The sequence below is a fragment of the Streptomyces sp. NPDC059788 genome, from assembly GCF_042732265.1.
GTDB lineage: Bacteria > Actinomycetota > Actinomycetes > Streptomycetales > Streptomycetaceae > Streptomyces.
This window is the reverse complement of the sequence record NZ_JBHWHY010000002.1, coordinates 254,500-268,535: the sequence shown is the minus strand read 5'-3', so window position 1 is coordinate 268,535 and position 14,036 is coordinate 254,500. Positions and strand designations below refer to the sequence as shown.

Annotated in this window: 12 protein-coding genes and 2 pseudogenes; 8 read left to right on the top strand and 6 right to left on the bottom strand. The window is 72.1% G+C overall.

Going from position 1 to position 14,036, the window contains the following annotated elements:
* Positions 1–23 precede the first annotated feature (23 nt).
* Positions 24–1,091 carry a helix-turn-helix transcriptional regulator gene (locus ACFV57_RS03070; protein WP_385225039.1) on the top strand — a complete coding sequence of 356 codons (1,068 nt, stop codon included), beginning with the start codon at positions 24–26 and terminating at the stop codon, positions 1,089–1,091.
* Between the two features lie 87 nt (positions 1,092–1,178).
* Positions 1,179–2,210, top strand: a complete 1,032-nt coding sequence (locus ACFV57_RS03065; protein ID WP_385225037.1) for a rod shape-determining protein — start codon at positions 1,179–1,181, stop codon at positions 2,208–2,210.
* Positions 2,211–2,334: 124 nt separating this feature from the next.
* Here the strand turns inward: ACFV57_RS03065 and ACFV57_RS03060 are convergent, their stop codons facing one another.
* The 4 genes and pseudogenes from ACFV57_RS03060 to ACFV57_RS03045 all read right to left on the bottom strand — a co-directional run.
* A complete protein-coding gene (locus ACFV57_RS03060) occupies positions 2,335–2,931 on the bottom strand; it encodes a histidine phosphatase family protein (RefSeq protein ID WP_385225035.1) in 597 nt (198 codons plus the stop codon).
* Complete coding sequence (gene trxA, locus ACFV57_RS03055) at positions 2,924–3,331, bottom strand: thioredoxin (protein ID WP_385225033.1); 408 nt, start codon at positions 3,329–3,331, stop codon at positions 2,924–2,926. The genes ACFV57_RS03060 and trxA overlap by 8 nt, the downstream gene beginning before the upstream one ends.
* A gap of 117 nt (positions 3,332–3,448) precedes the next feature.
* Entirely contained in the window at positions 3,449–6,403 is a 2,955-nt protein-coding gene (locus tag ACFV57_RS03050; protein WP_385225148.1) for a molybdopterin-dependent oxidoreductase, read from the bottom strand.
* A gap of 48 nt (positions 6,404–6,451) precedes the next feature.
* Positions 6,452–7,258 (bottom strand): annotated as a pseudogene (locus ACFV57_RS03045) (FAD binding domain-containing protein); the annotation flags it as partial.
* A gap of 222 nt (positions 7,259–7,480) precedes the next feature.
* Here ACFV57_RS03045 and ACFV57_RS03040 point away from each other — a divergent pair.
* On the top strand, positions 7,481–7,912 hold the full coding sequence (locus tag ACFV57_RS03040) for a PucR family transcriptional regulator (RefSeq protein WP_385225031.1): 432 nt from the start codon (positions 7,481–7,483) through the stop codon (positions 7,910–7,912).
* A 413-nt stretch (positions 7,913–8,325) separates the two neighbouring features.
* On the top strand, positions 8,326–8,643 hold the full coding sequence (locus tag ACFV57_RS03035; protein ID WP_385225029.1) for a hypothetical protein: 318 nt from the start codon (positions 8,326–8,328) through the stop codon (positions 8,641–8,643).
* 15 nt (positions 8,644–8,658) lie between these two features.
* Here ACFV57_RS03035 and ACFV57_RS03030 read toward each other — a convergent pair whose 3' ends face one another.
* The gene (locus ACFV57_RS03030; RefSeq protein ID WP_385225027.1) at positions 8,659–9,084 is read right to left on the bottom strand and encodes a hypothetical protein; all 426 of its coding nucleotides are present in this window, start codon (positions 9,082–9,084) and stop codon (positions 8,659–8,661) included.
* 841 nt (positions 9,085–9,925) lie between these two features.
* Here ACFV57_RS03030 and ACFV57_RS03025 point away from each other — a divergent pair.
* The 3 genes and pseudogenes from ACFV57_RS03025 to ACFV57_RS03015 all read left to right on the top strand — a co-directional run.
* Positions 9,926–10,348, top strand: a complete 423-nt coding sequence (locus ACFV57_RS03025; RefSeq protein ID WP_385225025.1) for a hypothetical protein — start codon at positions 9,926–9,928, stop codon at positions 10,346–10,348.
* A gap of 132 nt (positions 10,349–10,480) precedes the next feature.
* On the top strand, positions 10,481–11,491 hold the full coding sequence (locus ACFV57_RS03020; protein ID WP_385225023.1) for a LacI family DNA-binding transcriptional regulator: 1,011 nt from the start codon (positions 10,481–10,483) through the stop codon (positions 11,489–11,491).
* Positions 11,492–11,706: 215 nt separating this feature from the next.
* A pseudogene (locus ACFV57_RS03015) lies at positions 11,707–11,964 on the top strand (aminotransferase class I/II-fold pyridoxal phosphate-dependent enzyme); the annotation flags it as partial.
* Positions 11,965–12,059: 95 nt separating this feature from the next.
* Here the strand turns inward: ACFV57_RS03015 and ACFV57_RS03010 are convergent.
* Positions 12,060–12,656 (bottom strand): TetR/AcrR family transcriptional regulator, encoded by a 597-nt coding sequence (locus ACFV57_RS03010; protein WP_385225021.1) that lies wholly within the window; start codon positions 12,654–12,656, stop codon positions 12,060–12,062.
* A 94-nt stretch (positions 12,657–12,750) separates the two neighbouring features.
* On the opposite strand from ACFV57_RS03010, the gene ACFV57_RS03005 reads away from it, so the two are divergent.
* Entirely contained in the window at positions 12,751–13,971 is a 1,221-nt protein-coding gene (locus ACFV57_RS03005) for an alpha/beta hydrolase family protein (protein ID WP_385225019.1), read from the top strand.
* The last annotated feature ends 65 nt before the right edge of the window (positions 13,972–14,036 follow it).

The following is a 14,036-nucleotide window of genomic DNA, read 5'->3' as shown; positions in this document are numbered from 1 at the left end:
GCTTTCTGCGGCACTCTGGAGGCATGAGCGACACCCCGGCCCGCCTTCTGGAGCTCCTCACCCTCCTGCAGACCGGCCGCGAGCGGACCGGCACCGAGCTGGCCGAGCGGCTGGGCGTCAGTCCGCGCACGGTCCGCCGCGACATCGACCGGCTGCGCGGCCTCGGCTATCCCGTGGACGCGACCCTCGGCGCCGTCGGCGGCTACCGCCTCGCCTCCGGCACCGCCATGCCGCCGCTCCTCCTGGACGACGACGAGGCCGTGGCCATCGCCGTGGGCCTGCACGCCGCCGCGGGCGGCACGGTCGCCGACGTCGCCGAGACCTCCGTACGGGCCCTGGCCAAGCTGGAACAGGTGCTGCCCGCCCGGCTCCGGGACCGCGTCACCGCCCTCCGGGAGGCGACCGTCCCGCTCTACGGTCTGCTCACCGGCGGCGGCGACGCGCCCGCCACCGACCCGGCCGTGCTGACCGCCCTCGCCTGCGCCTGCCACCGCCGCGAGCGGGTCCGCTTCGCGTACGCGGCGGCGGACGGCGCCCCGAGCAAACGGCACACCGAGCCGTACCGCCTGGTCAGCGCGGACCACCGGTGGTATCTCGTCGCCTACGACCTGGACCGCGCGAACTGGCGTACGTTCCGCGCCGACCGGATCGGCGCGCCCCGGCCCACCGGTGCCCGCTGCGCACCGGACCGTCACCCGCCCGCCTCCGACGCCGCCGCGTTCGTCGCCGAGTCCATCACCAGCCACCGCGCCCGGCACCGGGCGCTGGTCACCCTGCACACCACCATCGAGGACGCCGCCGCCCGCCTCCCCGAGGGCACCGGCATCCTGGAGCCGCGCACGCCGGGCTCCTGCCTGCTGCGTACGGGAGGCGACGCCCTGGACTGGCTCGCGTACCGGCTGGGCCTGCTGGGCGTCCCCTTCGAGGTGCACGAACCGCCGGAACTGATCGCCTACTTGCGCGACCTCGGCACCCGCCTCCTCGACGCCTCGCACCGCTCCACGGCCCCACCGTCCTCACCGGCCACGGCCGTCTCACCGGCCCCACAGGCCGCCGTGTCCCCCAACCGGACCTCCTCAACGCGCACCTGACGACCCGTTGGCACACGATGGCTTACGAGTGGCCGCCGGCGGCCACTCGACCCGAACCGCCGAACGCTTCCCGGGGAGGCACCATCCATGACCGCCAGCCTGGCTCAGTTGCTCCGTTGCTCGGTCGCCGTCGATCTGGGCGCAGCCCGCACCCGGATGTACGTCAAGAACCAGGGCCTGGTGGTGGACCAGCCGACCGTCGCGGCCGTCAACATCCGCACCGGCGCGCTGATCGCCGTCGGTGACCGCGCGGAGGTGATGGACGGCCGCACGCCGGACCACATCCGCGTCGTACGCCCGGTCTCCGGCGGCACCGTCGTGGACATCGACATGGCCCAGCGGCTGCTGCGCAACCTGGTCGACGACAAGCTGCGCAAGGCGTGGCGGCGCAGACCCACCATGCGGGCCGCGGTCTGCCTGCCGTACGGCAGCGAGCCGCTGGCCCAGCGGGCCGCGGTGGAGACGCTGAACGGGATCGGCGCCCGCCGGGTGGAGATGGTCGACACCCTCGTCGCCGCGGCCGTCGGCTGCGACCTGCCGGTGGAGCACCCAGAAGCCACCATGATCGTGGTGTGCGGGGCGGGTACGACGCAGATCGCGGTGCTCTCGCTCGGTTCGATCGTCGCGGCGGAGACCGTCGCGGTGGGCGGCAACGCCATCGACCACGCCGTCGTGCAGCACCTGAGGCTGCATCACAAGCTGATGCTGCCGGGCCAGTCCGTACGGCCGCTGCATCTGATGCTGTCCGGCAACGGCGACCTGGCGGCGGGCCCGACCGAGGTGCACGGCCGAGACGTGGTCAGCGGGCTGGCCCGCTCGGTCATGGTGGAGACCGAGCCGGTCCAGCGCGCCATCGCCTCACCGCTGACCGCAATCCTGGACGGGATCGGGGCGGTGCTGCGCCGCTGCCCGCCGGACCTGGTGGCGGACCTGGGCGAGCGCGGCATCATGCTGGCGGGCGGCAGCGCGCTGATCCCCGGCCTCCAGTCGATGATCCAGCAGGCCACGACCATGCCGGTGCACATCGCGGAGCGGCCGGACACCTGTGCGGTGCTGGGACTGGGGGCCATGATCGAGGGCAAGGTCGAACCCTTGCACCTCGATCCGATGGCCACCTGAAAGACCGGTACGACCAGGCCTCACCCGGCCACGGGCACCGCGGCGGGGTGCCACCCGGTCATGGGCACTGCGGCCGGGCACCGCCGGACCATGGGCACCGCGGCCCGGTCCCGGCCCTCGCCGCTCACAGCTCCCGGGTGTTCCAGCCCACCACCGCGGGACGCCCGTGCTCCGCGCCGAGCACACCCACGGTGCCCGTCTCGAAGGTGAACAGCGCGCCCGCCGAAGCCGGCAGGCCCAGCCGGCGGGCCGTCAGTACCCGCAGGAAGTGCCCGTGGCCGACCAGCACCACATCGCCGTCGGCCGCGCTCAGCTGCTCCTCGATGCGGGGCAGCACGCGGTCGGCGCGCGCGCCGACCTGCTCGGGGGACTCCCCCGGGTGCTCGGGCGGCCCGGCGGTCACCCCGTCCGTGAACAGGAACCAGTCGGGCCGGGTCCGGTGGATCTCGGCGGTGGAGATGCCCTCGTACCCGCCGTAGTCCCACTCCCCCAGATCGGCGTCGATCCGCGGCTCCGGCAGCCCCACCAGCTCGGCGGTGTGCCGGGCCCGCCGCAGCGGGCTGCTGATCACCGCGCCGATCTTCCGGTCCGCCAGGACCGGCCGCAGGGAGCGGGCCTGCTCCTCACCACGGGCGGTGAGCGGCAGGTCGGTCCAGCTGGTGTGCTGCCCCGACCTGCTCCACTCCGTCTCGCCGTGGCGGATCAGGAGCAGTTCATTCACCGCTTGCCTGCCCCTCCGGCTGGGCCTGGCCCTGCTCCTGCTTCTGGGCCTCCTCGACGGAGGCGCGGACCTCGTCCATGTCCAGGGCACGGGCCTGGCCGATGACGTCCTCCAGCGCCTCCTCCGGCAGCGCGCCGGGCTGCGAGAACACCGCGATGTTCTCGCGGACGATCATCACGGTCGGGATCGACTGGATCTGGAAGGCGGCCGCCAGCTCGGGCTGCGCCTCCGTGTCGACCTTCGCGTAGACCAGGTCGTCGTGCTTGTCGGACGACCGTTCGAAAACCGGGCCGAACTGCTTGCACGGGCCGCACCACTCGGCCCAGAAATCGATCAGGACGAAATCGTTGCCGGAGACGATCTCGTCGAAGTTGTCCTTGGTGAGCTCAACCGTGCTCATGCGTACTTCCCTGCTTCCGGTTCCGGTCTGTTTACGGTCCCGCTGCGACAACGGGTTCATCACATGACCTATTCCGCACGCCGGACCGTCCCGCACCCCTGCCCAGCAAACGCCGTCCTATCCATGCGAATTTTTCCGGCCACCCGGCGGCGTCCGGCCATCCCCGCCGGCCCGCGTCCGCCACACCCGGTCCCGGGTCAGCGGCAGCCGCGTGAAACGCACGCCGGTGGCGTCGCGGAGCGCGTTGGCCAGGGCCGGCGCGACCGGATTGAACGGGCTCTCGCTCATCGACTTCGCGCCCACCGGACCGATCGCGTCGCACGTCGGCGTGAAATACACCTCGGTACGCGGCACGTCGGCGAAGGCGGGCAGCCGGTACTCGCGGAACGCCGCGGTGCGCACCGCGCCGCGCCCGTCCAGCCGTACCTCCTCGAAGAGCGCCGCCCCGAGCGCCTGCGCCACCCCGCCCTCGACCTGCCCACGGCACTGCATGGGATTGATCACAGTCCCGGCGTCCGCCACGTGCACGCTGCGCAGGACACGGACCTCACCGCTGTCCGGATCGACCGCGACGCGGAACCAGTGCGCGTTGAAGGCGACCGTACGCGGCGTACCGGCGAAGTGCCCGTAACCGGTCGGCGGCCCGTCGCCGGCGCCCCGCTCCCGGAGGAGTCCGGCCAGGGACCGCGCCGCACGCAGTACGGCCTTGCCCGTCACCACGGTCCCGGCCGAACCGAAGGCGCCCGTGTCGTGCCCGACCGCGTCGGTGTCGGCCTGCCGTACGGTGATCCGCGCGGCGGTGGTGCCCAGCTCGGCGGCGGCGATCTGGCGGAGCGCGGTGGTGGCGCCGCTGCCGGATTCGGTCGTGCCGACGGCCAGTTCGTACGTGCCGTCGGCGGCCGGCGTGATCCGGGCATCGGCGAAGTGCCCACCGGGCCCACCGGCAGCGATCACGGACAGCGCGCTCCCTTCGCCCACCAGCCACCCGTCGGGCACGTGGGACACGCCCGGCACGCCCGGGGCACCGGACGCGGACCCCTCGGACGCGGACCCCTCGGACGCGGGCACCTCGGCCGCAGGCCCCTCAGGCACAGCCCCTTCGGACTCGGAAACCTCACGCAACACCTCCAGACACCCACCGAGCCCATAACTCCCCATGAACAGATCCGTCTCCCCTCCCCCTGCCTCTCCCTCTTCCCCTCCCCCTGCCGCCCCCTCTTCCCCTCCCCCCGTCTCTCCCCCTTCCCCTCCGACCACCGTCTCCAGCGCGTCCCCCGGCCGCACCACATTGCGTTCCCGCAGCACCAGCGGGTCGATGTCCAGCCGCCGTGCCAGCTCGTCTAGCGCGCTCTCCAGCGCGAAGACGACCTGCCCGAGCCCGTATCCGCGGAAGGCCCCGGCCGGGACGGTGTGGGTGTAGACGGCGTACCCGTCCGCCTTCTTGTTCGGGCAGCGGTAGAGGGCCAGGGCGTCGCCGCAGCCGTGCAGCAGGACGGACCGGGCGTGGTTGCCGTAAGCGCCCGTGTCCGACACCACGTGCAGTTCGAGCGCGGTGAGGGTGCCGTCCCGGCGCGCCCCGGCCCTGACCCGTACGGTGAACGGGTGCCGCGTGGTGGCGCCGGTGAACTGCTCGGCCCGGGTGAACTCCAGCTTGACCGGGCGCCCGGTGCGCAGCGCCGCCAGCGCCACGATGTCCTCGACGAGCATCTCCTGCTTGCCGCCGAACGCACCGCCGACCCGCCCCGCGACGACCCGTACCGCCGTGGGCGGCAGATCCAGCAACGTACAGAGGGAACGGCGCACGAGGTACGGCACCTGCGTACTGGTCCGGACGACCAGCCGCCGGGCCGGGTCGGCGCCGCCCGGTGCCGGCCAGGCCGGATCGGCGCCGCCCGGTGCCGGCTCGAAGCAGGCGAGCGCGCCGTGCGTCTCCAGGCTCGCGTGCTGCACCCGCTGCGTACGGAAGGTCTCCTCGTACACCTCGTCGGCCGCCGCGAACCCGCGCCGTACGTCACCGGCCTCCCCGTGCACCTCACCCGCCACATTGCTCACGGGCCGCGCGATTCCGGACCACTCCCCCTTGTCGTGCACCACAGGGGCGCCCGGCCGCATCGCCTCCTCCGGTGTGAGCACCGCGGGCAGCACCTCGTACGTCACCACGACGCGACGGCAGCCCTCCTCCGCCGCCGCCTCGCTGTCCGCGACCACCGCCGCCACCCGCTGGCCCACATGGCGGACCGTGTCGTCCAGCAGGCGGGTGTCGTACGGATCGTCCTCCGGGTGCTCGTGCTGAGCGGTGGAGAAGTGCTGGTCAGGGGCGTCGCGGTGGGTGAACACCGCGTGCACGCCCGGCGCCCGCAGCGCGGCCCGGGTGTCGACGTCGGCGATCCGGGCGTGCGCGTGCGGCGAGCGCAGCAGCTTCATGTGCAGAAGGCCGCCGGGCCGACCGTCAAGCAGAGCGCCGGACAGACCGGTGTCCACGTCGAAGGTGTAGCGGGCCGTCCCGGTGACCACGTCCTCGGCGCCGGCCGCCGGAACATTACGGCCGACGGCGCGCCCCTCCGCCGGTTCCTCGGTGTGCCGGACTCCCCGTACGGCGTCCTCGACGGCCCGGTAGCCGGTGCAGCGGCACAGGTTCCCCTTGAAGGCGCGCGGCAGGTCGGCGAGCAGTCCGTCGTCGAGCGCCGCGGTGGTCATCAGGAACCCGGCGGTACAGAACCCGCACTGAAACCCCTGCGCCTCCAGAAACCTCCGCTGCACCGGATGGAGTTGCCCGCTCTCCGCGTCAGCCAGCCCCTCCACAGTGGTGACCGACCGCCCTTCCCCCCACACGGCCGGATACACACAACTGTGCACCGGCTGCCCGTCCACATGCACCGTGCACGCCCCGCAGTCCCCCGCGTCACACCCCTTCTTGACGCCGAACCACCCGCGCTCGCGCAGGTAGGTACGCAGGCACTGGCCGGGGCGGGGCACGGCGTCGGTGACGGCGCCGTTGATCTCGGTACGGAATCCGCCCCGAAGCCGCGCCCGTACGACCGGACCGAGGACCTCCACCCCTCGCCCACACATCCCCACCCCCTCGCCCGCCCCCTCCGACTCCCCCGCCCTTCCCACCCCTCCCAACTCCCCCCGAATCTCCTCCCCCATCCGATACGTCATGTGCCGCCGCCACTCCGGCATCCCGTGCACATCGTCGAACCAGCCGCCGTCCGGCACGGCCCGCCCGATCGCCGCCCGCAGCGCCGAGGCGTCCGGCAATGCGGAGAAGCGGAGCCGTACCGGCCGTACGGTGGCGGCGGTGATCGTCAGGGTGAACGCCCCGTCCACCGGGTCGAGCGTCCCGATCAGCAGCGCGGCCGAGCGCCCGAGCCCGTACAGCGACGTCTGCCGGAACGCCGTACGACGGTCCAGCGCGCGGGCCGGGAGCGTGATCGAGCGCAGCAACTCGCCCTCCGCCAGGGCGTTGTGACCGGCGCCGGTGACGAGGTCCGTCACCGGAAGCCGCCGGGCGGTACCGTCCCGGGCCAGCAGCAGGCAGGTGCCGTCCAGCGCGGCCGTGAGGGAGATCATCGGCCCGGCGGGCAGCGCATGGCAGAGGTTCCCGCCGACGGTGGCCGTGTTCCAGATCTTGAACGACGCCTGGAAGGCCCGGCAGCACTGGTCGAAGAGCGGCCCCGCCGCCCGGCCGGTGCCGCGCCCGAACCGGGACACCTCGGCGACGGTGCACGTCGCCGCGATCTCCAGCCCGCCGTCCGGCCGCCACCGCAGCGGTTCCCAGCCCATCCGGCTCAGATCCAGCAGCCGCCGCAACCGGGGCTGCGGCTCGGAGAAGAGGTACGTACCGCCGCCGAGCCAGGCATCACCCGGCCGCCACCGCAAGCGCTCCCGGGCGTCCCGGACCTCCCGCACCGTATTCAGGTCCATGGACCGAGTGAAGCAAGCGCGCCCCGCCGACCGCCGACGCGACGCACGGGAACCGGCCCGCGTCCTCCCTCAGCACCCCAGCGCCCATCCACAGGCCTGGCATCAGCGCCACTACACACCCATTCGCCTGGCATTTACGATGCGATTGCGCGCTCTCACCTGGCGAGTGCGCACGGCAATGCCCCGGGCCCGGCGCCCGGGTCGGTACGAGGAGCACACCCCATGCCGCACACCACCCCGCCCGCCCCCGGGGAGGGCTCCGCCCCCGCCGCCCTCACCCTCGAACGGCTGCTGGCCTCCGTACCCACCGACGTACGCGCCGTCTTCAGCACCCGCACCCTGCGCCCGCTCCTCTCCGAACACGACCGGACCGGCACCCTGCTGCACACCCTGGAGGTCTTCCTCCACCACGACGCCTCCTGGTCCCGCACCGCCGCCGCCCTCCACCTCCACGTCAACACCATCCGCTACCGCATCCACCGCATAGAACACCTGACCGGCCGCGACCTCACCCGCCTCAGCCACCGCCTCGACCTGCACGCGGCGTTGCTGTGCCGCGCGGGGGCGGCACAGGGGGAGGGCTCGAAGGCGACACAGGGGGACGGCGCGGGGGCTGCGGACGATGCGGCCGTGCGTGACCCGGTCAGCCGGTGACGCTTTCCGTGCCGTTCTCGATGTGGGACTCCACAGGCTCCCGCTCCGGAAGCGATCCTCTGCTCACTGGCACGCCCCGGCGTACGCTGCCCGAAAGGGCTCGACTTCGCGCCAGAGAGCACCACATGACGGAGCGCCCCTCCTTCCACGCCGACTTCCCCGACGACATGACGCCGGGCGAGCGCGTCCAACGACTCCGTGAACGGCGGGGGATGACCTGATCGAACAAGCCGGTCACAGCGCGGACGGCGAGCTGTGGACGGCCCCCCAAAGCCCTCGTCCCGGTGGCGGCAAGCTGCTCACACGCCCCGAAGCCAGGAGGCTGCGGCCCTATCAGCCCCGGCAATTGCGCCACCCACGGCGGCGGCGAGGGGGGCCAGGCTCCCCGCACCCACAGCAGAGAAGGTGAAGGCATGGACGCGGAAGAAGCCCGGCGCGTCGACGCCACGCTGAGGCGGCCGGGTATCCCCGGGGTCGTCGCGCCGGAAGATCCGGACGACGCGGCAGGGGCGTGGCGCGTGTACGACAGCCCCGCCCCCGCGACGCGGAAGGACACCACCGCCGACGCTCTCACGGCCGTCGTCGCCGAGTTCCGGGCGGCAGAACCGGAACCCGCCCGAGGCCCCGATAGCGGTCCCACCCGGGGCTTCGTCATTCCGCCCGACGAGAGCCGACCGCCGAAGCGCCCGAAAGGCGGGACGGCATCCACCGCCCCGCCCGCGCGCTTCTGACTGTTGATGCCCGGATCAGATGTGCAGCAGGTACACGTACTTCCCGCCAGCGCCCGCGTTGAGGTCCTTGTCGTAGCGCTCCCAGGGCTTCGGGGGCTGGTAGTCGCGGTTGTCGGTGAGGGCGACGTCCAGGGAGTTGACCGGCGAGCCCTGGTCGGGGTTGCGGGTGTAGGCGGCGTAGATGTACTCGCCGCCGGCGCCGGAGTTCAGGTCCTTGTTGAGCTTGCGGTAGCCGTGCGGGGGCTCGTCGCCCTTGCCCAGGAAGACGATGTCGGTGATGGGGCCGAACGCGGCGTTGGGCGCGGCGAGCTTGCTGTCGGTCTCGAAGGCGAAGTACAGGTACTGACCGCCTGCGCCGGCGTTCAGGTCCTTGCTGATCTTCGTCCAGCCCTCGGGCTCCTGCTCGTCCCCTTCGAGGATCATGAGGTTGATGACCGCCATGGCGTCCGTTCCTTTCTCGTCGGCGTGCTGAGAAGAGGCGGGATCACGCTAGGGCCGCCCGCACGGGAACACATCGTGCGCAATCGGTCAGCGGGGCGTTCGAATCGGCATTCGGTCACGGCCCGGCTGAGCTGCCGACCACATGGTTCACGCGGCAATCAGGGTCGAACAACCGGGGCGAACAGCCCGGCCGGACAATTGGTGGCCCGCTGTCCGGTTCCGGCGCCGAACCCCCCTCACTTCACGCTGGCCCCCTCGGAGCCCGCGGACGACCCGAATGGCATGGGCGGGGATTGGCCGGAGGGGACTCGACCCCACGGCCGAGGACCACGAGCCCTTTGACCCCTTTGCCCCCTTGGGGGCCTTCGCCCGACGATCAGTCCCGTGCCCCATCCCGGCAACCTCGCGGTGGCGCTGTCGCCAACGGTCGCGAGAGTGCGCCCGTCCGGGCCGACCACCCCCGACCCTCCACCCGTCCGGGCTGACCACCCCCACCCCTGCGCCTGCCCGCGAGGCCATCGGGCCGCCACCTCCGGAGGCCGTCCGAACAGGCGCAGGGGCGGGGGCAGGGGCGGACGTGGGCAGCGCCGACCGTCCGCTGACGTGGAAGCGGGCCGTCCGTTCCGCGCCAACCCGTCGCTCATATCCGCGACTTCAGGACATCTGCGCCCATTGGGGCTTGTGGGGCTGTCGAGGATCATGGCCATCATGTGCACGGGAGTGCTTCGTGGGCTGCCGCCTGAAGTCCGCGCACCGGTGAGCCGAGCGCACCGGCGGCGACGACGCGTCGCCCGCTCCCTGCCGTCACGCACCATCGGACGAACTCGAATGAGGAGAATCCATGCGCGCATCCAGACGCTGGAAGACGATGATCTGCGGCGTGGCCGCCGTCACCGGCATCGCTCTCGGCACGGGAACGGCCCATGCCGTGCCGATCGGACAGACCATAACCGGCAAGCTGGACTTCTACGAGAAGATAGGCAAGGGCCCCTGCGGTACGTGGATCAACACCGGCGCAGGGGACCTGGCCGCCGTCAACGCCTCCTTGTGGACCGCGGCCGACTCGACGAAGGACGAACTCTGCGGCCTCAAGGTCACGGTCACGTACAACGGCACGATCATCGACGTATGGGTCCGGGACAAGTGCACCTCCTGCGGCCCGAACGACCTGGTTCTCAGCGAGAACGCCTTCCGCAAGATCGTGCCCTGGGGCACCGACAAGGTCGACAAGGTCGAATGGGAGTTCTTCCGCCCCCAGCAGTGACGGCACCCACCGGAGCAGAGCGGGCCCGGCCGGCACCGGAACCGGCGCACGCGTCGCCGCGTCCGCCGTCGGGCCCGTATCAACCTGCCGACAGCGCAAGCTGCTTGCACCACTTGCGCTAACGTTGCGCATATGACGCGACGACTTGCGCAGGTGGCGAAGAAGGTGGGCGTCTCCGAGGCGACCGTCAGCCGGGTCCTGAACGGCAAGCCCGGCGTCTCGGACGGCACCCGCCAGGCGGTGCTCACCGCGCTGGACGTGCTCGGCTACGAGCGCCCGACCCAACTGCGCGGTGAGCGCGGCAAACTGATCGGGCTGGTGCTGCCCGAGCTGTCCAACCCGATCTTCCCCGCCTTCGCCGAGGTCGTCGGCGGCGCGCTCGCCCAGCGCGGCCTGACCCCGGTGCTCTGCACCCAGACGCCCGGCGGCATCCAGGAGACCGACTACGTGGACCTCCTGCTCCAGCAGCAGGTCTCAGGCGTGGTGTTCGCCGGCGGGCTGTACGCCCAGGCCGACGCGCCGCACGACCACTACCGACTGCTGCACGACCGCAACCTGCCGGTGGTGCTGGTCAACGCGCCGATCCCGGGACTGGACTTCCCCTGCGTCTCGACCGACGACGCGGTCGCGGTGGAACAGGCCTGGCGCCACCTCACGTCGCTCGGCCACGAGCGGATCGGCCTGGCGCTCGGCCCGTCCGACCACATCCCCTCGCGGCGCAAGCTGGCCGCCGGACAGGCCGTGGCACGGGCCGCAGGCGCCGAACTGCCGCAGGAGTACGTGGTGCGGGGCATGTACTCGATGGAAGGCGGCCACGCCGCGGCCTCCCGGCTGCTGGACGCCGGGGCGACCGGCATCGTCTGCGCCAGCGACATCATCGCGCTGGGCGCGGTGCGCGCCGCACGCCGGCGCGGGCTGCACGTCCCGCAGGACGTATCGGTGGTGGGGTACGACGACTCGCCCCTGATGACCGTCACCGAACCACCGCTGTCGACCGTCCGGCAGCCGATCGACGCGCTGGGCCGCACCGCCGTCCAGCTGCTGACGGCGCAGATCGACGGCAGGGAAGTGGTCCGCGACGAGATCCTCTTCGAGCCGGAACTCGTCGTACGCGGCTCCACCGGCCCCTGCGCCTCGCGGTAAGGCCCGTCGACAAGCCTCGCACTCCGCTGTCAATCTTTTGCAGACTGCGCACGAGTTATTGCCTGCCTCTGCGGGCGATGCTGGAGCACGTGCGGCGGGGACCACCTCCGGTGGGGCGGCCACTCCTGTGGCCGCCCCGCCGTCCTGTGCACCACACTCACTAGCCGCGCCGTCCGATGCCTGCCACCGGCGTTTCCCATCGTCGTACGGACAGGGGCGCCGTTCCGGTAGGTGTGCCGCTGACCGACGAGACCCCTGACCTGGAGGCCATGGCCGCGGCCCTCACCTCTCGGACGAGAGCCGTCTTCCTCTGCGAGCCGACAACCCGACCGGGACCGCGGTCCGGGCGGGTCGGCTGAAGCGATGCCTGGACCAGGTGCCCGAGGACGTCCTGAGTGGTGCTCGACGAGGCGTACCACGAGTTCTTCCGCTCCACGGACGCCCCGGACGGTGTGGCGCTGTACCGCGACCGCCGGAGACCGCGTCAGCTCTGCCCCAAGTTCGAGACCCGTCCGAGAGGCTGAGACGGCAGATCGCACCGGAGGCCCCGGTAGGACTCAAGGAGAACTCACGCCCCTCCGGCGGCGGTGTGCAGGCACAGCAGGCGGTCGACCAGTTCGTCGGTGTAGGCGGGAGTGAGCGGGCCCGCTCCGAACAGGATGCGGATGCACATCGGGGACAGGATGAGATCGAGCACCTGGAGGACGTCCGGCGGCTGTTCGCCTCGGTCCCGGGCCCGGTCGAGCATGGCCTGTAGCTGACGGGTGCGTTCGGCGAGAAACGCGTCGCGGGCCTCCAGGCCCGGCTGCCCGGAGTTGGACAGGGAGATGGCCAGGCGCAGTATCGCCATCCCGTCCGGCCCGGTGACATCGCGGGCGACGGTGGCCGCGTAGCTACGCAGATCGCCCTCCAGGCTCCCGGTGTCGGGGGTGGGGGAGGTCGCGGTGAGCCGGGTGATGGCCACGTCCGAGAGGAGGGCTTCCAGGTTTCCCCAACGGCGGTAGATGCTCGTGTCGGCCACGCCCGCGCGGGCGGCGACGTCGCCGACCGTGAAGTTCCCGTATCCGCGGTCGCCGGCCAGGTCGGCGACCGCCTGATGCACTGCCGCGCGGACGCGGGCCGCCCGTCCACCGGGCCGGCGGGCCGGCTCTCGTTGCCTCTCCATGATCCCCACTTTAACGCAGTCGCGACTTGCGTTTGCTGTTTCCGTGACCCTACAGTCCCACTAAACGCAGCCAAGAACTGCTTTAGGAATACCAATGGAGCCCCTGTTCTTCCCGCACAACCCTTCGTTCTGGTTCGAGACACTGCGGTCCTTCGGTCACATCGCCTACGGCGGCGCCGACTTCGGGGAGGTCGTGGTGACCACTCAGCGGATCACCGCCGGCGACTACGACAGCTGGCACGACGAGTGGCTCGCCACCGCCGACCGGGTGGCCGACGAGGGACGTACGGCCCTGGCCGGCGGGCACCGCGTCAGCGCCCGGGACGCTTTCCTGCGGGCGTCGAACTACTACCGAAGCGCCGAGTTCTTCCTGCACGGCGACGCCACGGACCCGCGCATCCTGCACGCATACGACGCGTCGGTGAGGTGTTTCCGCCAGGCCGCCGCGCTGTTCACCCCGGCCATCGAGCCGGTGGAGATCCCCTACGAGGACACCGTGCTGCCGGGGTACCTGTACCGCGCCGACGGCTCGGGCGCCGCCCGGCCGACCGTGGTCATGTTCAACGGATTCGACGGCACGGCCGAGGAAATGCACTTCGCCGGCGCCGCCGCGGCAGTCGAGCGCGGCTACAACGTCCTGTCCTTCGACGGCCCCGGCCAGCCGGGCACCCGCCACCACCACGGCCTGGTGTTCCGCCCCGACTGGGAGAACGCGGTCGGCCCCGTCCTCGACTACGCCCTCACCCGCCCCGAAGTCGACCCCGCCCGGATCGCCCTGCTGGGCAACAGCATGGGCGGCCTGCTCGCGCCACGCGCCGCGGCCTTCGAACACCGCCTCGCCGCCGTCATCGCCCTCGACGGCGTCTACGACATGGGCGACATGGCCACCAGCCTCCTGTCCCTCGACCGCACCGAGGCCGAACGACGGTTGCGCGCCGACCGCGACCCCGAGCTCGACGCCGCCGTGGAGGCGGCCATGGCCGCCAGTCCCAAGATTCGCTGGATCGTCGACCAGGGCACGTACGTCATGGGGGCCGACACCCCGCGCGGGGTCTTCGCCACCTTCCTCGACTATCACCTGCGCGACGGCATCGCCCAGAAGATCACCTGCCCCACCCTGGTCTGCTCGGCCCCGGACGACGTGTTCTTCGAGAGCCAGCCCGAACTGCTCCACGAGCACCTGACCTGCCCCAAGACGCTGCTGGAGTTCACCGCCGCACTGGGCGCGGACGCGCACTGCCAGGCGGGCGCCCAACGCCTGGCCTTCGCCCGCGTGTACGACTGGCTGGACGACGTCATGGCCGAAGGCGCCTGAGAACGTGGCCTGACCGCGCGGCGCTCGCGACGCGGTGGTGGTCCCGGACGGGCCCCGACGTCCGG